19 protein-coding genes, 18 tRNA genes and 1 rRNA gene are annotated in these 17301 nt (G+C 60.0%); 32 read left to right on the forward strand and 6 right to left on the reverse strand.

Annotated elements, in window-relative coordinates; translation table 11 throughout:
* The 20 genes from VE009_RS06300 to VE009_RS06395 all read left to right on the forward strand — a co-directional run.
* Positions 1 to 139 (forward strand): 23S ribosomal RNA (locus VE009_RS06300); the annotation flags it as partial.
* 103 nt (positions 140 to 242) lie between these two features.
* A tRNA-Asn gene (locus tag VE009_RS06305) sits at positions 243 to 318 on the forward strand.
* A gap of 6 nt (positions 319 to 324) precedes the next feature.
* Positions 325 to 415, forward strand: a tRNA-Ser gene (locus VE009_RS06310).
* Between the two features lie 10 nt (positions 416 to 425).
* A tRNA-Glu gene (locus VE009_RS06315) sits at positions 426 to 500 on the forward strand.
* Between the two features lie 6 nt (positions 501 to 506).
* Positions 507 to 582: transfer RNA gene (locus VE009_RS06320), tRNA-Val, on the forward strand.
* A gap of 15 nt (positions 583 to 597) precedes the next feature.
* A tRNA-Met gene (locus VE009_RS06325) sits at positions 598 to 674 on the forward strand.
* A gap of 12 nt (positions 675 to 686) precedes the next feature.
* Positions 687 to 763 (forward strand) — tRNA-Asp (locus VE009_RS06330).
* An 18-nt stretch (positions 764 to 781) separates the two neighbouring features.
* Positions 782 to 857, forward strand: a tRNA-Phe gene (locus tag VE009_RS06335).
* 16 nt (positions 858 to 873) lie between these two features.
* Positions 874 to 949 (forward strand) — tRNA-Thr (locus tag VE009_RS06340).
* Positions 950 to 958: 9 nt separating this feature from the next.
* Positions 959 to 1044, forward strand: a tRNA-Tyr gene (locus VE009_RS06345).
* A gap of 4 nt (positions 1045 to 1048) precedes the next feature.
* Positions 1049 to 1122 (forward strand) — tRNA-Trp (locus VE009_RS06350).
* An 18-nt stretch (positions 1123 to 1140) separates the two neighbouring features.
* Positions 1141 to 1216 (forward strand) — tRNA-His (locus tag VE009_RS06355).
* Positions 1217 to 1225: 9 nt separating this feature from the next.
* Positions 1226 to 1297 (forward strand) — tRNA-Gln (locus VE009_RS06360).
* A 6-nt stretch (positions 1298 to 1303) separates the two neighbouring features.
* A tRNA-Gly gene (locus VE009_RS06365) sits at positions 1304 to 1378 on the forward strand.
* Between the two features lie 10 nt (positions 1379 to 1388).
* A tRNA-Cys gene (locus VE009_RS06370) sits at positions 1389 to 1462 on the forward strand.
* 10 nt (positions 1463 to 1472) lie between these two features.
* Positions 1473 to 1561 (forward strand) — tRNA-Leu (locus VE009_RS06375).
* A 16-nt stretch (positions 1562 to 1577) separates the two neighbouring features.
* A tRNA-Arg gene (locus VE009_RS06380) sits at positions 1578 to 1654 on the forward strand.
* Between the two features lie 23 nt (positions 1655 to 1677).
* Positions 1678 to 1759, forward strand: a tRNA-Leu gene (locus VE009_RS06385).
* 15 nt (positions 1760 to 1774) lie between these two features.
* Positions 1775 to 1856 (forward strand) — tRNA-Leu (locus VE009_RS06390).
* 184 nt (positions 1857 to 2040) lie between these two features.
* A complete protein-coding gene (locus tag VE009_RS06395) occupies positions 2041 to 3249 on the forward strand; it encodes an ROK family protein (RefSeq protein WP_325006550.1) in 1209 nt (402 codons plus the stop codon).
* A 1-nt stretch (position 3250) separates the two neighbouring features.
* On the opposite strand, the gene VE009_RS06400 is transcribed toward VE009_RS06395, so the two are convergent.
* From VE009_RS06400 to VE009_RS06415, 4 genes are all read right to left on the reverse strand, one after another.
* Positions 3251 to 4288, reverse strand: coding sequence for a cytochrome d ubiquinol oxidase subunit II (locus VE009_RS06400; RefSeq protein ID WP_325006551.1), 1038 nt, complete (start codon positions 4286 to 4288; stop codon positions 3251 to 3253).
* On the reverse strand, positions 4289 to 5662 hold the full coding sequence (locus VE009_RS06405) for a cytochrome ubiquinol oxidase subunit I (RefSeq protein ID WP_325006552.1): 1374 nt from the start codon (positions 5660 to 5662) through the stop codon (positions 4289 to 4291). It lies immediately after the preceding gene.
* A gap of 133 nt (positions 5663 to 5795) precedes the next feature.
* Positions 5796 to 5894, reverse strand: a complete 99-nt coding sequence (locus VE009_RS06410) for a YjcZ family sporulation protein (protein WP_325006553.1) — start codon at positions 5892 to 5894, stop codon at positions 5796 to 5798.
* 43 nt (positions 5895 to 5937) lie between these two features.
* Positions 5938 to 6027 carry a YjcZ family sporulation protein gene (locus tag VE009_RS06415; protein WP_325006554.1) on the reverse strand — a complete coding sequence of 30 codons (90 nt, stop codon included), beginning with the start codon at positions 6025 to 6027 and terminating at the stop codon, positions 5938 to 5940.
* Between the two features lie 300 nt (positions 6028 to 6327).
* Here VE009_RS06415 and VE009_RS06420 point away from each other — a divergent pair, with 300 nt between their 5' ends.
* The 8 genes from VE009_RS06420 to VE009_RS06455 all read left to right on the forward strand — a co-directional run bounded on the left by VE009_RS06420 (position 6328) and on the right by VE009_RS06455 (position 11489).
* The gene (locus VE009_RS06420; RefSeq protein WP_325006555.1) at positions 6328 to 6618 is read left to right on the forward strand and encodes a LiaF transmembrane domain-containing protein; all 291 of its coding nucleotides are present in this window, start codon (positions 6328 to 6330) and stop codon (positions 6616 to 6618) included.
* A 27-nt stretch (positions 6619 to 6645) separates the two neighbouring features.
* The gene (locus VE009_RS06425; protein WP_325006556.1) at positions 6646 to 7311 is read left to right on the forward strand and encodes a PspA/IM30 family protein; all 666 of its coding nucleotides are present in this window, start codon (positions 6646 to 6648) and stop codon (positions 7309 to 7311) included.
* 5 nt (positions 7312 to 7316) lie between these two features.
* Positions 7317 to 7772, forward strand: coding sequence for a PspC domain-containing protein (locus VE009_RS06430; protein ID WP_325006557.1), 456 nt, complete (start codon positions 7317 to 7319; stop codon positions 7770 to 7772).
* Position 7773: 1 nt separating this feature from the next.
* On the forward strand, positions 7774 to 8445 hold the full coding sequence (locus tag VE009_RS06435) for a PspA/IM30 family protein (RefSeq protein WP_325006558.1): 672 nt from the start codon (positions 7774 to 7776) through the stop codon (positions 8443 to 8445).
* A 97-nt stretch (positions 8446 to 8542) separates the two neighbouring features.
* Complete coding sequence (liaF, locus tag VE009_RS06440; protein ID WP_325006559.1) at positions 8543 to 9229, forward strand: cell wall-active antibiotics response protein LiaF; 687 nt, start codon at positions 8543 to 8545, stop codon at positions 9227 to 9229.
* Positions 9230 to 9245: 16 nt separating this feature from the next.
* The gene (locus VE009_RS06445) at positions 9246 to 10304 is read left to right on the forward strand and encodes a sensor histidine kinase (RefSeq protein ID WP_325006560.1); all 1059 of its coding nucleotides are present in this window, start codon (positions 9246 to 9248) and stop codon (positions 10302 to 10304) included.
* Positions 10294 to 10938: a response regulator transcription factor gene (locus tag VE009_RS06450; protein ID WP_325006561.1), complete on the forward strand. Its 645-nt coding sequence runs from the start codon at positions 10294 to 10296 to the stop codon at positions 10936 to 10938. The genes VE009_RS06445 and VE009_RS06450 overlap by 11 nt, the downstream gene beginning before the upstream one ends.
* Positions 10939 to 11039: 101 nt before the next feature.
* Positions 11040 to 11489: a GNAT family N-acetyltransferase gene (locus VE009_RS06455; protein ID WP_325006562.1), complete on the forward strand. Its 450-nt coding sequence runs from the start codon at positions 11040 to 11042 to the stop codon at positions 11487 to 11489.
* A gap of 21 nt (positions 11490 to 11510) precedes the next feature.
* Here VE009_RS06455 and VE009_RS06460 read toward each other — a convergent pair whose 3' ends face one another.
* A complete protein-coding gene (locus VE009_RS06460; RefSeq protein ID WP_325006563.1) occupies positions 11511 to 11852 on the reverse strand; it encodes a hypothetical protein in 342 nt (113 codons plus the stop codon).
* 198 nt (positions 11853 to 12050) lie between these two features.
* On the opposite strand from VE009_RS06460, the gene zwf reads away from it, so the two are divergent.
* The 3 genes from zwf to VE009_RS06475 all read left to right on the forward strand — a co-directional run bounded on the left by zwf (position 12051) and on the right by VE009_RS06475 (position 15815).
* A complete protein-coding gene (gene zwf / locus VE009_RS06465) occupies positions 12051 to 13598 on the forward strand; it encodes a glucose-6-phosphate dehydrogenase (protein ID WP_325006564.1) in 1548 nt (515 codons plus the stop codon).
* Positions 13599 to 13628: 30 nt separating this feature from the next.
* The gene (locus VE009_RS06470; protein WP_325006565.1) at positions 13629 to 15212 is read left to right on the forward strand and encodes a peptide chain release factor 3; all 1584 of its coding nucleotides are present in this window, start codon (positions 13629 to 13631) and stop codon (positions 15210 to 15212) included.
* A 180-nt stretch (positions 15213 to 15392) separates the two neighbouring features.
* Positions 15393 to 15815 carry a LytTR family transcriptional regulator DNA-binding domain-containing protein gene (locus tag VE009_RS06475; RefSeq protein ID WP_325006566.1) on the forward strand — a complete coding sequence of 141 codons (423 nt, stop codon included), beginning with the start codon at positions 15393 to 15395 and terminating at the stop codon, positions 15813 to 15815.
* 130 nt (positions 15816 to 15945) lie between these two features.
* Here VE009_RS06475 and sspI read toward each other — a convergent pair whose 3' ends face one another.
* Positions 15946 to 16152 (reverse strand): small acid-soluble spore protein SspI, encoded by a 207-nt coding sequence (gene sspI / locus VE009_RS06480; RefSeq protein ID WP_325006567.1) that lies wholly within the window; start codon positions 16150 to 16152, stop codon positions 15946 to 15948.
* A gap of 142 nt (positions 16153 to 16294) precedes the next feature.
* Between sspI and VE009_RS06485 the strand changes: the two genes are divergently transcribed.
* Positions 16295 to 17122, forward strand: coding sequence for an RNA methyltransferase (locus VE009_RS06485; RefSeq protein WP_325006568.1), 828 nt, complete (start codon positions 16295 to 16297; stop codon positions 17120 to 17122).
* Positions 17123 to 17301 lie beyond the last annotated feature (179 nt).

Below are 17301 nucleotides of genomic sequence, written 5' to 3' on the forward strand. Positions count from 1 at the left end.
CATCTAAGCGTGAAGCCCCCCTCAAGATGAGATTTCCCTGCTTGAAGACCCCATGTAGACGACGTGGTTGATAGGTTCGAGGTGGAAGCGCAGCAATGCGTGGAGCTGACGAATACTAATCGGTCGAGGACTTATCCAAAAAAAGTACCGAAGTTGCAATTTACCATTGCAAAGTAGGTCGGATGTGTAGTATACTCGTTTTCGCACTCAGTTTTCAGGGAACAATCCCTGAATGAAAACATTCCCCGATAGCTCAGTCGGTAGAGCACTCGACTGTTAATCGAGTTGTCGCAGGTTCGAGTCCTGCTCGGGGAGCCATATCTTGGAGAGGTGTCCGAGTGGTCGAAGGAGCACGATTGGAAATCGTGTAGGCTCTAACCGGGTCTCGAGGGTTCGAATCCCTCTCTCTCCGCCATCATACGTATGGCCCGTTGGTCAAGGGGTTAAGACACCTCCCTTTCACGGAGGTAACAGGGGTTCGAATCCCCTACGGGTCACCAACACATGGGCGCTTAGCTCAGCTGGGAGAGCATCTGCCTTACAAGCAGAGGGTCGGCGGTTCGATCCCGTCAGCGCCCACCATGAATTTCATATCGTCGCGGGGTGGAGCAGTCCGGTAGCTCGTCGGGCTCATAACCCGAAGGTCGTAGGTTCAAATCCTGCCCCCGCAACCAACTTTTCAATGCGGAGCCGTGGTGTAGAGGCCTAACATGCCTGCCTGTCACGCAGGAGACCGCGGGTTCGAATCCCGTCGGCTCCGCCATTTATCTTCTCAACTCAAGGCTTGGTAGCTCAGTCGGTAGAGCAATGGACTGAAAATCCATGTGTCGGCGGTTCGATTCCGTCCCAAGCCACCATTAAACAATTGAATACGCCGTTGTAGCTCAACTGGTAGAGCAACTGACTTGTAATCAGTAGGTTGGGGGTTCAAGTCCTCTCGACGGCACCATTGGTTCTTGGAGGATTAGCGAAGTGGCCAAACGCGGGAGACTGTAAATCTCTTCCCTTACGGGTTCGGTGGTTCGAATCCATCATCCTCCACCATTATAGGGGCATAGTTTAAAGGTAGAACAGCGGTCTCCAAAACCGTTAGTGTGGGTTCAATTCCTGCTGCCCCTGCCAATTTTCCTCTTGAATATGGCGGTCGTGGCGAAGTGGCTAACGCATCGGATTGTGGCTCCGACATTCGGGGGTTCAATTCCCCTCGATCGCCCCATATTCCCATTGGGGATTAGCCAAGCGGTAAGGCAACGGACTTTGACTCCGTCATTCCCAGGTTCGATCCCTGGATCCCCAGCTTTATGCGGACGTGGCTCAGTGGTAGAGCATCGCCTTGCCAAGGCGAGGGTCGTGGGTTCGAATCCCATCGTCCGCTCCATTCCGATTATGGCGCCATAGCCAAGTGGTAAGGCAGAGCTCTGCAAAAGCTTTACCCCCAGTTCGAATCTGGGTGGCGCCTCCAACTTCCTTTTGCCGGGGTGGCGGAATCGGCAGACGCACAGGACTTAAAATCCTGCGGTAGGTGACTACCGTACGAGTTCAAGTCTCGTCCTCGGCACCAAGTAAACTTGTAATATGTGCCCTTAGCTCAGCCGGATAGAGCGTTTGACTACGAATCAAAAGGTCAGGAGTTCGAATCTCTTAGGGCACGCCATTTTTTTTATTCTTCTTTTATGTGCCGATGTGGCGGAATGGCAGACGCGCTCGACTCAAAATCGAGTCCGAAAGGGTGGAGGTTCGAGTCCTCTCATCGGTACCATAAAAACGAATAAATGCCGGCGTGGCGGAATGGCAGACGCGCTCGACTCAAAATCGAGTCCGAAAGGGTGGAGGTTCGAGTCCTCTCGCCGGTACCACTTTACAATTCCTAAACTCTTAAGACGGTCACCCCCGCTTAAGAGTTTTTTGTCGTTTCCGCCATTCACGCGATTGCAAGCCGATCGATCGGCGAGTACGATAGGATTATGTTTCACTGGCGAAGGTGCGAATATCGCGGTTAATCATACATACAACATTGCAACGGACGGGGGGCGGAACAAGGTGATCGCGATCAAGGAGCGAATCGGGAACGCGAAAGCGAAGTTGATCTACAGTCTCGTGCGCAAGCATGGGACGGTATCGAAGCAGTTGCTGCTGGAGCAGAGCGGCATGAAAGGAAGCACGTTAACGCGCTTATTGGAGGATATGGCGGCCGAAGGCTGGATCGAGGAGGTCGGCTTCGGCGAATCGACCGGCGGGCGTCCGCCGATTTTGTACCGGCTGCGGGCCGATCGCGGCTACGTGTTCGGGCTCGACATTTCCCGAATCCACTCCCGTCTCGTCCTGTGCGATCTCAGCTTCCGCAAGCTCGATTCGCGAGTGTGGAAGATGACGGCGGGCTCGACGCCGGAGGTGCTCATCCAGCACATGACCGAGGCGATGGAGCATATGCTCGAGATTCACGACATTCCGAAGGGGAGGCTGTTCGGCGTCGGGGTCGGCGCGGTCGGACCGCTCGATCGGCTGAAGGGCGTTATCACGAATCCTCTCTATTTCCCTGCGACGGGGTGGACGGACGTGCCGGTATGCCAAATGATATCGGATCGGATGGGCGTACCGTGCCTGCTCGATAACGGCGCGAACGCGGCGCTGCTCGGGGAATATTGGACCGACGAGCCGCAGGAGCGCGGCGAGCACGTGCTCTACATCCACGGAGGCATCGGCCTCCGTTCCGCGATGCTGTCGAACGGGAAGGTCGTGTACGGGGCCGTCGACATGGAGGGCGCCGTCGGCCAAATGATCATCCAAAGCGACGGCGTGCCGCACCGGGAACCGGACGGCAACTACGGATGCTTGGAATCGTACGCGAGCATTTACGCCCTCGAGCAGCATGCCGTCTCGCGTCTTAAGCAAGGGCGGGACAGCGCGCTGAGGGCGCTCGTGGAGCGGCCGGAGCAGGTGAAGTTCGATCACCTCGTCGAAGCGATCCAGGGACAGGATCCGCTGACGCTCGATATTTTCCAGCAATCGGCGACGTATTTCGGCATCGGTCTCGCCAACATGCTGAACCTCCTTCATCCGGAGAAGGTGATCCTCGGCGGACCTATGTTCAATACCCAAAATTTATATTTCGAAACCGCTACGAAAGTGGCGATTCGGAACACATACTATTACCCAGCGTATCAAGTGACGTTCAGCAGAGGAAAGCTGGGAGAAGAGGCGCTGGCGGTCGGCGCGGCGGTGCTGGCGGCGACGCAGCTGACGGAATGAATCAGTGCTCGCCGTTTCCCGGCCTCAAGTATGCTTTATCCTTCAAAAACAGCTTCCAAAACCAGATAAAGACGGGCACGAGAATCCCGATGCCGACTGCGTAGCCGACGAGCAGCGCGTTGAACATCTGGGGCGACGTAAACCCTTCTTCGACGGTTAACATCGGGTAAAACAAGTACGGCATATGCGCACGGCCGTACCCGATGCTCGCGAATCCGTACTGCGCCACGACGGCGAGCACGGCGACGCGGGCGAACCCTTGGCGCCCTCTCGGGTCGCGCCACCAGAGCGCCGAATAGCCGATCGCGAAGGCGGCGACCGAGAGGACGAACCAGCCCCATTCATGAGCCATGTTCGCCGCGATCCAGCGCGCTTCCGGCACGAACGTGAAGCTCGTCAGCATCGCCATGGCGAGCGTCGTCGGGCCGAGCGCGATCGCGGCGCTGCGATACACGCGGTAGGTTCGCTCGTCGTCGCCCTCTCGCGCGTAGTCGGCGAGGAACAGCGCGGAGAGGAACAGCTCGGTCGTCAGGCCGAAGCCGAGGTGCGCATACAGCGTCGGACTCGCGAGCAGCTTGCCGAACAGGAGGCGAGGCGCTTCTTCTCCGCCGGCCGTGAAGCCGCCAAGCGTCAGCGGCAGCACGGAAACGAGCAAGCCGGGAATCAGCAGGCCGGTAACGCCCGAGACGAACGGCAGCATGCCGCGGTATTGATGCGTCGAGTACGCATACACGAGGAACGCGCTCCGCAGGATGAGAAGCGCCAGCGCGAGCCCGGCAGGCAGCACGAGCAGACCGCCCAGCGTCGACGTCGCGAACGGGAAAAAGCCGACGAACGCCACGACGAACAGCACGAGAAACACGTTCGTCACTTTCCAGGACGGTGACAGAAACCGGTTCGCGATATCCGCCGCGGCCGTATCGTTCCGCCGCCCGAAGACGAGCGACCAAAACCCCGCCCCGAAATCGATCGACCCCGCGATCGAATACACGAACAAAAACACCCATAGAATCAAAATCCCGAGTCCCGCGTCGGACATTTACCGCACCCCGCCTTCCGCCGCCGCGCCGTCCGGATAATTCCCCGCATACGCTTCGAGCTCCCTTCCGACCGGCCGCCGCCGGAAAAACATCCGCATGACCAGAATCGTCGCGACGAGCAGCAGCACGTAAATCCCTAAAAAGAGGAACAGCAAGAAGCCTAAACTTTCGGATTGCAAAGCGGCTTCCTCCGTTCGCATCACCCCGTAAATGACCCACGGCTGCCGTCCGCTGCAGCTGAACACCCAGCCGGTTTCGATACCGAGCATCGACAGCGGGAAGGCGGCCACGAGCACCGCGAGCAGCCACTTCGGGAACGGTTTCTTCAGCACGTACTTCCATGCCAGGGCGCCGAGCGACAGCGCGATCAACAGCGTGCCGATAAACACCATTAAATTAAACAAGGTATGGATGTAAAGCGGCGGCCAGTTTTCGCGCGGGAAATCGTGCAGGCCGCGCACGACCGTGTCGAACGAATTGCCGGCCAAGAAGCTAAGCGTCCACGGAATCTCGAGACCGCCCACCACTTTCTCGGTCGCCGGATCGACATATCCGCCGATGGCGAGCGGAGCGCGGTCGGTCGTCTCGAACAGCCCTTCCGCGGCCGCGAGCTTCTCCGGCAAATATTCGTGCAAATATTGCGCGGTGCCGTGCCCGTTGAACGCCGTCGTCAGCGACATGACGCCGCCGAACAGCAAGCCCATCATCAGCGCTTTACGATGGTACGCCTGCTCGCGCTCGGTCGAGGCCCGTCCCCGGAGCAGCTTGTACGCCGCGACGGAGACGATCGCGAACGCGCCGGTCATATACGCGGAGGCGAGCACATGCTGCGCGGTAATGAAGATGGCGGGGTTGAAGATCGCCGCCCAAATGTCGACGTCGACGACGTTCCCGGCTTCGTCGATCCGAAACCCGCGCGGCGTGTTCATCCAGGCGTGGGCGTCGGTGATCAGCACCGCCGAGGCGCCGGCGCCGAACGCGACGAGCGTGACGCTGACGATGCGCAGCAGCGGCGTGAGGCGATCGGCGGCATAGACGTAGATGGCCATAAATAACGATTCAAGGAAAAAGGCGAAAATCTCGACTTGGAACGGCAGGGCGATGACCTGCTGCACGATTTCCATGTAGCCGGGCCACAGCAGCGAAATCATGACGCCGACGATCGTGCCGGACGGAATCGCGACGCCGAGAATGATCGCGAACCCTTGGGTCCAGCGGCGCGCGAGCAGCGCGTAATCGCGGTCCTTTTTCCAATGATACAGCACCTCCGCGATCACGATCATCGCCGGGATGCCGACGCCGAGCGTCGCGAATATGATATGAAACGCCATGGACGAGCCGAACAGCGCGCGGGCCATCGTGACGGAATCCATCTTGTGCAGGCACTCCCTCTCTTGGAAACAGGTACATTTCATGTTGCTTCCAAGGGGTGAAAATTATTCTTGCTCGCACGCAAAGAAACCGCCGGAGCTCGAAAGCCCCGACGGTTTGGCGAAGGTCCCGGACTCAGACGCCGAAGACGCCGGAGCGGGAGATGATAACGAGGAGGATGAAGAGCACGAGAATCGCGCCCGTGGACGTCCAACCGTAACCTACTGCCGTCATTCCAATCTACCTCCTTTGCCGCGAAAATGGATACCGACGCGAATTACAGGACCCATACGCGGGCGATGATCACCAAGAGGATGAAGAGCACCAGGATGACGCCCGTCGACGTGAAACCAGTTACCGCTGTCATGGAAACCCCTCCTTTGATCGAACCGCCGTGATTCGTGCGATCCGAGAAGTTAATACAACATATGTGGCTGCGCGGGAGTGCGTATGGACGATTGTCACGGGGGCGCCCCCCGCCCCTGCCCAAATGCCGCTGGAGCGGACAGGTCCGCCTGCAGTCCGAGAGGGGCGGAGCCGAAGTCGGACGTTTCCCCCGCCTTGGGTCCAGTTCGAAATACCGTCACCGGTCCGTTTTGGCAAGCCGCGGAATTCCCTAGAATAAAGACATGAAACAAACCAAGTACATGAACGGAGCTGAACGGATATGAAATGGAATCGAAATACGGGTCTCGCCATCGCGCTCATCGCGATCGGCGCCATGATCCTGCTGCACCGCCTCGGACTCGACGTTTTCGGCTGGGTCGTCCCGCTCGCGATGATCGGGCTCGGATATTACGGCATCCGAATCGGACGACAGACGATCGGCTGGATCGTGCTGTTGATCGGATCGCTGGCGCTGCTCGGCAATCTGTGGGGCCTGATCGCGTTCCTCGCCCCGATCGCGCTCATCGCGTTCGGCTGGACGATGCTGAAACGGCGCAAGGCGTATGAATAACGAGTCGACCAAGGAGGACTACAAATTATGAGTTTAATGAGAAGAGTTCGAGATTTGACGGTAGCTACGCTGAACGATCGATTGGAAAACGCGCAGGACCCGATTCGAGTCATCGACGGCTTCCTTCGCGAAATGATGGAAGCCATACGAGAAACCGAAGCGTTGCATCGGCAGTGCGCGGCGCACACGGCGAGCGTCAGAGCGCAGTTCCTGCAGTCCGACGCGCTGGCGCGCAAGCGCGAAGAGCAGGCGCTGCTCGCGCTGAGGGCCGGCGAAGACAGCGTAGCGCGGGCGGCGCTCGCGGAGAAGGTGATCGAAGAGGAGAAGCGCGACGGCTACCGGACGCTGTACGAGCAAAGCCGCAGCACCGTAGACGAGCTGGAGAACCGCCTCGCCGAGCTGAGACGGGATTATCAAGAGGTATACCACAAGCGTCAATATTACTTAGCGCGTCTCGAGACGCTGCGGCTGCAGCGCCGGATGCACGAGAAATCGCACCATTACGCGAGCCAGGGCGGCAATTGGTTCCACCGGCTCGAAGAACATATCACCGATTTGGAGCTGGAGGCGAGAAGCTTGATGGATGTTCGCGGCGGCTATTCCGCGCCGGCGGGCGACCGGATCTCGTTCGGCGAGGATAAGGTCGAGCAAGCGCTCGCGATGCTGAAGCGCAAGTTGGAAGGAGGCCACTGAACGACATGAAACGAATCTACCGATCCGCCCGCGACAAAAAGCTGTTCGGGGTATGCGGCGGCCTCGCCGAGGCGACCGGCATCGACGCGACGATCATTCGGATCGTGCTGGTCATCGCGGCGGTGTTCTCCGGCGGCGCGCCGATCCCGATTTACATCATCGCGGCGATGATCATGCCGAAGGATCCGACCTACACGCCGCATTACGGCGCGCCGGGCTGGGCTCCGCCGCCTCCGCCGCCGCAGTCTTGGGGCACGCCCCCGACGCCCCCGACGCCGCCGCAGCAGCCGCCGTACGGCCAACCGCCGTCGCAGGGATACTACCCGCCGAAGGACGCGGCGAAGTCGCCGAGCATTGACGACTTGATGGGAGATATCGAGAAAAAAGCGCTGCAGAAAGAATTGAACGAATTGAAAGCGAAGCTCGCCCAATACGAAAAAGGACAAAAAGGAGACGATTGAAATGGGAGTATTTAAGCGGATCAAAGACATGACGGTGGCGTCCATTCACGATGTACTGGACAAAGTAGAGGACCCGGTAGTAATGTTAAATCAATACTTGCGCGACATGGAAGAGGAAATCGCGACGGCCGAAGTGACGGTCGCGAAGCAAATCGCCGCCGAGCGGAAGCTGAAGCAGCGGCTCGACGAAGCGAAGCGCGCCGGGGAGACGCTCATGGCGAAGGCGGAGGAAGAGCTCCGCGCCGGCCGGGAAGAATCCGCCCGCGCAGCTTTGGAAGAGAACCTCAAGTACGCCGCGAAGGTCGAGGAGACCGAGGCGCTGTACGCGCAGACGAAGGCGCATGCCGAAGAACTGACGGCGCAGCTGCACGCGATGAAGGAAGAGTTCTATAAGATGCGCAACCGCCGCAACGAGCTCGCGCAGCGCGCTCAGCTCGCCAAGATCAAGAAGCAGACGGCGGCGGTCTCGTCCGCGAACGTCATCGAGAACGGCGGCGCGGCGCGCGGGTTCCATCGCATGGAGGAGAAAATCATGCAGATGGAAGCTGAGGCGGAAGTAGCGCGGATCCCGTACGGCGCGGCGCCGTCCGCGGAGCCGGTTCGGAACGAGCGCGTCGACGCCCAGCTGGAAGCGCTCAAGCAGAAGCTGGCCTCCGGTTCGGAACAGCAGTAACGCGTCGGCCCAAGGGGCGCCCGGAGAACGTTCGGGCGCCCGCTTGGCTTTTCGTCGCGCAGCGGCCCACATCGCACTTAGGAAAGGAGGCGGCAGCATGGCTAACGGCAAACGGAATACGGCGCTTCTTTTCATCGGGGCGGGGCTTTACTTGGCGATCGGCCACATGGCGGGCTTTGTGGCCGCCGGCGCGCTCGTGCTGGCGCTTCTCGGCTTCGCGATCGTACGCTCTTCCCTCGACAGCGAGCGCAAAGATTTGGCGGGCTACGTGCTGCTCGTCGTCTCCGGTCTCGTGCTCCTCGCGAGCCATTGGGTGTTCGCGCTGCTCGTCGCGGCGGCCGCGTATTGGTTTTTCCGCAAGGCGAAGCGAAGCGGGGAGCCGCTCCCAGGGCCGGACATTCCGCTCGATCGGTCGTTCGTGAAGCAGCACATCGTCGCGAGCGTCCGCTGGGGCGGCAGCGAACCGTGGACGGTTCGCTCGGCGGAGCTCGCGGTCGCGATCGCGGAGGTGCGGATCGACATGACGAACGCGATCTTCGAGGAGCCGACCGTCGACCTGCGGCTCACGGGGCTGATCGGCGATATCGACGTCATCGTGCCGGACGACGTGGGCCTTGCGGTGCATGCGGACGTCGCGATCGGCGAAATCAAGGTCGCGGGCGAACGCGGCGCGGGCATTATGAACCGGCTCGCGTGGCGGTCGCCGAATTTCGAGACGGCGGAGCACCGGGTGCAGCTGCACGTCTCGTACGCGGTCGCCGATGTCGACGTGAAAGTGCTGTGAGCGGGAGGAGCCGGCCATGATACCGAAATTAACCAGCTTAATGTGGCGAACGATGGCCGAAGGCATGATGCTCGGCCTCGCTTTGTTCCTTGTCGTGACGTTGTCCGCGCAGAGCTTCTCGCTGCTGCGCCCGACCGATTGGCAAGGAGGACTGCGGTTTACCGGGCTTACCATCGTCTTCGTCTCCGCCGTCGGCGCCGCCTACGGCTATTGGCAGAGCACCCGCTTGAAGAGCCGGCTCGCGGCGCTGGAAGAGGCGATGATGCTGCTCGAGAAAGGCCATTTGTCCCGGCCGATGCCGGACCTCGGCGAAGACGAAATCGGCCGTTTGGCCGAGCGGCTCGGCGCAATCAGCGGCAAATGGGAGGAGCAGGTGACGACGCTGCAGCGGCTGTCGACGAACAACGCGGAGCTCGCCGAGAAGGCGCGGCTGTCGGCCGTTGTCGAGGAGCGGCAGCGGCTCGCCCGCGATCTGCACGATGCCGTGTCGCAGCAGCTGTTCGCCATCTCGATGACGGCGACGGCGCTCGGGCGGACGCTCGAGAAAGATCTCGAGAAGGCGAAACGCCAGGTCGCGCTGATCGAAGAGATGTCTTCGGTGGCGCAGTCCGAGATGCGGGCGCTGCTGCTTCATTTGCGCCCCGTCCATTTGGAGGGCAAGCCGTTCGCGATCGCCTTGCGCGAGCTGCTGCAGGAGCTGTCCACGAAGATGCCGGTCGCCATTCAATGGGAGATGGACGAAAATATTCGGCTGGCGAAAGGCGTCGAGGATCAGCTGTTCCGAATCGCGCAGGAAGCCATTTCGAATACGCTTCGGCACTCCCGCGCCGAGAAGCTGGAGATGAGGCTGCTCCGGCGAAGCGACGGCGTGCGGCTCAGCATTCGCGACAACGGCATCGGATTCGAGCTCGATAAGAAAAAGCAAGCGTCCTACGGCTTGATGTCGATGACCGAACGCGTCAACGAAATCGGCGGATTCATGAATATCGTGACGGCGCCCGGCAAAGGGACGAGGATCGACATTCGGGTGCCGGTGCCGGTAGAGGAGGAAGAGGGAGCGAACGATGACGAATAGTGTGAAGGTGCTGCTGGTAGACGATCATGAAATGGTGCGTATCGGCCTAGCCGCCGTGCTCGGCACGGAGGACGGCATCGAAGTCGTCGGGGAGGCGTCGAGCGGCAAAGAGGGGCTCCGCCTCGCCGAGCAATATCGTCCCGACGTCGTCCTGATGGACCTCGTCATGGAAGAGATGGACGGCATCGAAACGACGCGTCGGTTGACCGAGAAAATGCCGGACTGCAAGGTGATCGTTCTGACGAGCTACCTCGACGACGAAAAGCTGTATCCCGTCATCGAGGCGGGCGCGTTCAGCTATTTGCTCAAAACGTCGCGAGCGACGGAAATCGCCGCGGCGATTCGCGCGGCGGCGAACGGCCAGCCGGTGCTGGAGTCGCAAGTCGCCTCAAAAATGATGAACCGGTTCCGGAAGCCGAAGGAGGAGGCGCTGCCTCACCACGAGCTGACGGAGCGGGAGATGGAAGTGCTCAAGCTGATCGCGAAGGGCCGCTCGAATCAAGAAGTGGCGGACGAGCTGTTCATCGGCATCAAGACGGTGAAATTCCATGTTACGAACATTCTGGGCAAGCTGGGCGTCGAGGATCGAACGCAGGCGGCCATTTACGCTCATAAGAACGGCTTGGCGGATTAACCCGCAATCCGGGCGGATGCGCGGGATGGGGGTCCATGCGGGCGCGCTCCGGGCCGAATACCATGAACTAACGAACGGTATTCGACGGAAGGGCGATGCGCATGATTCGCGGCAGAAAACCGGCGGCGGACGACAGGCACATTTTGCGGTTGATCCGCCGGGAATTGATCCCACTGACACCCAAGCATCTGCGGCCGGCTTGGTCGGATTCGTCGTTGAAGCGCCGTCTGGACCGCACTGTCGTGTTCGTGTGGCTGCCGGACGAGGCGCACGAGCCGCGCGTCTCCGGCTTTATCGCGGCGATCGCTCGCGGCGGCGAGCTGTTCGTCGACATGCTGGCGGTCGACCGCGGCTATCAAGGGCACGGCGTCGGCGGGATGCTGCTGCGCAAGGCGGAGGCGTACGGGGCGGAGCAGGGGTGCGCCGTCATGCGGCTGTACGTCAACGAGACGAATCGGCAGGGTATTCGATTTTATCAAAAGCACGGCATGAGGCCGGTATGGCACGATGCCAAACTCGAAAGCTATGTAATGGAGAAGCGGATCGGATAACCGGACCGCTTCTTCTTTGCGTTACGGGAGCAGCGCGAACAGCAGCGCGATCGTCGCGAGATCGAGAACGAGCCGCGGCCCGACCGGAGGGACGAACGGGCCGAACGGCGGCACGAACGGCGGAGGCGGCGGGGGCAGCAGCGCCTTCGTAGCCGTTTTGTTGCCCGATTTCGCCCGAACGCCCGCCTTCTTCCGCTTCCGCTTGCCAGCGGACGCCTCCGCTTGGCCGTTCAAGATGAGGCGGCCGTTCTCGCAGCCGGTGACGACGCCGTAATGGCGAGTGCCGTCCATCAGCACGACGCCGACGTATCGATTTTTAAAATGGTGCACATGCTCTTCACGAACAGGATATTCGCAATACATTTCCGCTTCAACACCTCCCAGGGCATTTACCATACTCTATTCATCGCCGCGGCGCGGCGGCCCCGATTCGGCTCGAACGCCGCCGCCCATTTTTCGACGCGGCCGACGGCGCGTAGCATTTTCCGCTCGTGTTTGATAAACTGTCAGTATTGCCGCACGACTGCGGACCTAAAATTCTCATAGAAAGAATGATGACGCTTGAACTATCAATCGGATGGCGCAGTGATCATCCTTTTCGGCGCGACCGGAGACCTGGCGCGGCGCAAGCTGTATCCGGCGTTCTACAGTTTATATAAGGAAGGCAAGCTGAACGATAAGTTTGCCGTTATCGGCGTCGCTCGCCGTCCGCGAACGGACGAGCAGTTCCAGGACGACGTGAAGGAGTCGATCCGCGAGTTCGCCCGCCATCAGCCGGACGACGACGCGGAGTGGGGGCGCTTCGCGTCCCGGTTCCGGTACATGCCGCTCGACATTCACGACATCGACGCGTTCCGCCGCCTTCGCACCCTCGCGGACGAGCTGGACGGCGCGATCGGCATCGGCGGCAACCGGCTGTTCTATTTGGCGCTTGCGCCGGAGCTGTTCGGCAGCGTGTCTCACCATTTGAAGGACGGCGGACTGTTGGAATCGAGCGGCTGGCATCGCCTCGTCATCGAGAAGCCGTTCGGCTACGACCTGCCGTCGGCGGAGAAGCTCAACGCCGAAATTCGGCAAGTGTTCCCCGAAGAGTCGATCTACCGGATCGACCATTATCTCGGCAAGGAAATGGTGCAGAACATCGAAGTCATTCGATTCACGAACGCGTTCTTCGAGCCGATCTGGAACAACCGTTACATCTCCAACATCCAAATTACGCTGAGCGAAACGGTCGGCGTCGAGGAGCGGGGCGGGTACTACGATACGGCGGGCGCGCTGCGGGACATGGGCCAAAACCATATGCTGCAGATGGTGACGATGATGGCGATGGAGCCGCCGGGCGTGCTGCATCCGGAAGCGGTGCGCGACGAGAAGGTGAAGGTGCTGAAAAGTCTGCGCCTGTACAAGGACGCCGAAGACGTGCGGCGGAACGTTGTGCGCGGTCAATACGTCGCCGGCGAGTCGAACGGGAAAGCGCTGCGCGGCTACCTGGAGGAAGAGAAGGTGCCCGCCGATTCGACGACGGAGACGTATTTCGCGGCGAAAATTTTCGTCGACAACTTCCGTTGGGCGGGCGTGCCGTTCTATGTGCGTACGGGCAAGCGACTGCCGGCGAAGGCGACGGAAGTCGTCGTCGAGTTCCGGAACGTTCCCGAGAACGTGTATTTGGCGAGCAAGCATACGCTGCAGCCGAACCTGCTCGTCTTCCGGGTCAACCCGATGGAAGGCGTTTATATTAAATTCAACGCGAAGGCGCCTGGCTCGGAGGAGCGCATCGTGCCGGTCGCGATGGATTTCTGCCAGTCGACGGGCGTCGGCATCAATACGCCGGAGGCGTACGAGCGCCTCATTCACGACGCCGTCCGCGGCGATTCGACGTACTTCACCCGATGGGACGAAGTGGCCGCCGCATGGCGGTTCGTCGATGTCATCGCGAAAGCTTGGACGGAGTCGAAGGAAGACCTGCAGACGTATCCGGCAGGGACGTGGGGACCGATCGCCGCGGCCGAGCTGCTGGATCGGGAAGGGCATCGCTGGTGGCCGGTGAACGGCCAGCGCGACGACGACGAAGCGATCCGTCTGTGCAGCGACACCCCGAAACAGGGATAGGCATTCGAAGAGGAAGGACTACAACGATTCATGAATAATACGGAGCAACAGCAATTTGAGCAAGAGGTGGAGAAACGGCGCACGTTCGCCATCATCTCCCACCCGGACGCGGGCAAAACGACGTTGACGGAAAAGCTGCTCTTGTTCGGCGGCGCGATTCGGCTCGCCGGGACGGTCAAAGGCCGCAAGGCCGCCAAATTCGCGACGTCCGACTGGATGGAAATCGAAAAGCAGCGCGGCATCTCCGTGACGTCCAGCGTCATGCAGTTCGATTACGCCGGCAAACGGATTAACATCCTCGATACGCCGGGTCACCAAGATTTCAGCGAAGACACGTACCGCACGCTGACGGCGGCGGACAGCGCGGTCATGCTGATCGACTCGGCGAAAGGCGTCGAAGCGCAGACGAAAAAGCTGTTCCAGGTATGCCGCATGCGCGGCATTCCGATTTTCACATTCATCAATAAGCTCGACCGAGAAGGCCGGGATCCGTTCGACCTCATGGAAGAGCTCGAGGAAGTGCTCGGCATCCGCTCGTATCCGATGAACTGGCCGATCGGGCAGGGCCGCGGACTCAAAGGCGTCTATGACAGGCGTCAAACGCGCATCGAGCTGTTCCAAGGGGACGATCATTCGACGATCGCCGTGCAGGACGTAGAAGGCTACGAGGCCCCGCTCGTCGAGCGGGTGGCGGGCGAGCATTTGTTCAAGCAGCTGAAAGAAGAGCTCGAGCTGCTCGACGTCGCCGGCGACCCCTTCGATTTAGATAAAGTGTCCCGCGGCGAGCTGACGCCGGTCTTCTTCGGCAGCGCGATCAACAACTTCGGCGTGCAGACGTTCCTCGACAACTTCTTGAAGCTCGCGCCGGCGCCGACGCCTCGCAACAGCGAAGGCGGCGTCGTCGAGCCGGAGGAGCCGAAGTTTTCGGGGTACATTTTCAAAATTCAGGCCAATATGAACCCGGCGCACCGGGACCGCATCGCGTTCCTGCGCATCGTCTCCGGCAAATTCCAACGCGGCATGTCGGTGAAGCATGTGCGCGTCGGCAAAGAGATCAAACTGTCTCAGCCGCAGCAGTTTCTCGCGCAGGACCGTGACCTCGTCGAAGAGGCGTATCCGGGCGACATCGTCGGGCTGTTCGACCCGGGCATCTTCCGCATCGGCGATACGCTCGCGGAGTCGGGCAACATTCAGTTTAACGAGCTGCCGGTGTTTTCTCCGGAAATTTTCGCGAAGGTCGTCGTGAAGAACGCCCTCAAACATAAGCAGTATCAGAAAGGGATCGACCAGCTGACGGAGGAAGGAACGATTCAAGTGTTCCGGACGATCGGCTTCGAGGATACGGTATTGGGCGTCGTCGGTCAGCTGCAGTTCGAGGTGTTCGAGTATCGAATGAAGCACGAATACGGCGTCGACGTGCAGCTGCAGCGGCAGCCGTACCAATTCGCGAGATGGGTCGTCGGGGACAACATCGATCCGGGGAAATTCCGGGTGAATTCGACGCTGTGTCGTGACAAAAATGACAACTTCGTAGCGCTGTTCGAAAGCGAGTATGCGATGCGCACCGCGATGGAACGGAACGAAAACTTGAAATTTTTGGAAACCGCCCCGTAACGCGTCATCTCGCGCGTTGCGGGCGAGTCGTTCCGATAACGGCCCAAGGAAGCTTTTTTCGTCGAAAAAAGTTCAACTTTGAGGGGTATTTCCTAAAAAGTACTATTTCCATACTATGGAACTTTATGGTATACTCCAGTCATAGGACTTTTGACAAGCCTTCGATGAAGAGAGTGATGGATGATGATGATGACAGTGCTAAAGTTGCAGGCTGACGGCTCGACCGAACTTGCCTGCATCAGCTTGCACGATGTGGACTACATGGAGATCGAGGGACGGAAAATTGTATACCATGTTGGTCAGGAGAAATTCCGCCACATCTCGACGTTGTCGGAGTTGGAAGAACACTTGGGCCTTGAAGGATTCGACATGTTGGACAAGACGAACCTCGTCAATTTGAACCGGGTCGCCTCGTTCGACGAAGCGCAAGGCAAGGTGTATTTTCAGGAGCCGGTTACGGGGAACAGCAAGTACGCGACCGTCGCACTGATCAAACAGAAACTCATCAAACGGGAAATGCTGCATTCGGCCGCGATGCACATTCGGGAAATTTTGCGCCGAATCAAGCTGAACGAGCTGAAGCAGCGCTTGATGCAATTTTGACGTCATGGCACCGACTATTCGGTGCTATTTTTTTTGGCCGGGGCGGGAACATGAATGATGCCGATCGCTCGAAACGCGCGCGTCCGAGCGACGGCCGAACGGGGACCGCCGCTTCTTAGCGCGGCGCGGATCAGTGAGGAAGATGCGTCTTGATCGTGTCGACCATCCGATCGCGAAGCTCTCGATCGCTGTTTTTCCAAAGCACCTCGAACAACACGCCTAAGCCGGGCAGCGTCCGCTCGTCGTTGTCGATCGCATCGTCGATCGTAGCGAACAAATCCTCGGCGGATTTCGGTTCCATCTTTTTATAAATCGCTTCACGTAAACTTAAGATCATCTCGATACCTCCGCTGTACGATTCCGATTCCGCATCGGGTGTAGTATGCGCGGTCCTGGACCGTTTCATCCCTGCCCGAGGTTTGGCGCGGACGGCAAAATTGTCGTAAAATATAGGGACTTACGAAAAGGAGCAGATCCGCATGCAGTCGTCGGAACCGATTCGGTCGTTACAAAATCCGCAGGTGAAGGAATGGGCGTCATTAGCGACGAAAAAAGGGCGCGAACGCGCCGGCGCTTATTTGGTGGAAGGAGCGCATTTGGTCGGCGAAGCGCTGCGCAGCGGCGCGGACATCGACGCGGTCGTCTTCGTGCCTGGCTCGCCGGCCGCGGAGGAGGCGCGTGCGGCGGCGCCCGCGGCTACGGATCGCCGGTGGGTGGCTGTTTCCGAGCAGGTGATGGCTAAAATCGCGGATACGGAGACGCCGCAAGGCGTCGCTGCTGTCGTGCGGAAGCGGGAGCTGCGGGCGGACGAGCTGTTCCGCGGCGAGGGAGACGCGGCTGCAGGCGTTTACGTCGCCGTCGACGCGATCCAGGATCCCGGCAACCTCGGGACCGTCATCCGCAGCGCGGACGCGGCGGGCGCCGCCGCCGTGCTGCTCGGAGCCGGCACCGTCGACGTCTACAATCCGAAGACGATCCGCGCCACGATGGGCTCCTTGTTCCATGTGCCGGTCGTGGCTTGCGACCTAGAGACGGTACTGCCGCTCGCGAAATCGCGCGGCGTCCGCGTCGTCGGCACGTCGCTCGCGGCGACGGACACGTGCTACGACGCGCCCCTCGGCGGCGCGGTCTGCTTCCTGCTCGGCAACGAAGGAGCGGGCGTCTCCCCGAGGCTCGCGGCGCTCGCCGACGACAACGTCATCATCCCGATGCGGGGCGGGGCGGAGTCGCTCAACGTGGCGATGGCCGCCACGGTGCTGCTGTTCGAGGCGCTGCGGCAGCGGGAGTTTTCGGAGTCGCTAAAATGAATTCGGTTGGCCGAACGTTTAAGTGTATATGCTTTAATATTTATCCCAATAGGTACAATTACAATGGCTGTGTATCCGAATGTTCCCTAGATGGATAACGGTCCCCGGCAGGTCCGCTTGCTTTAGCGGAAGAAGTCTGAACGAAATTGTGAAAAAGAGGCGAGTTCCTGAGCGGAACT

The organism is Paenibacillus sp. (genome assembly GCF_035645195.1).
Taxonomy (GTDB): domain Bacteria; phylum Bacillota; class Bacilli; order Paenibacillales; family YIM-B00363; genus Paenibacillus_AE.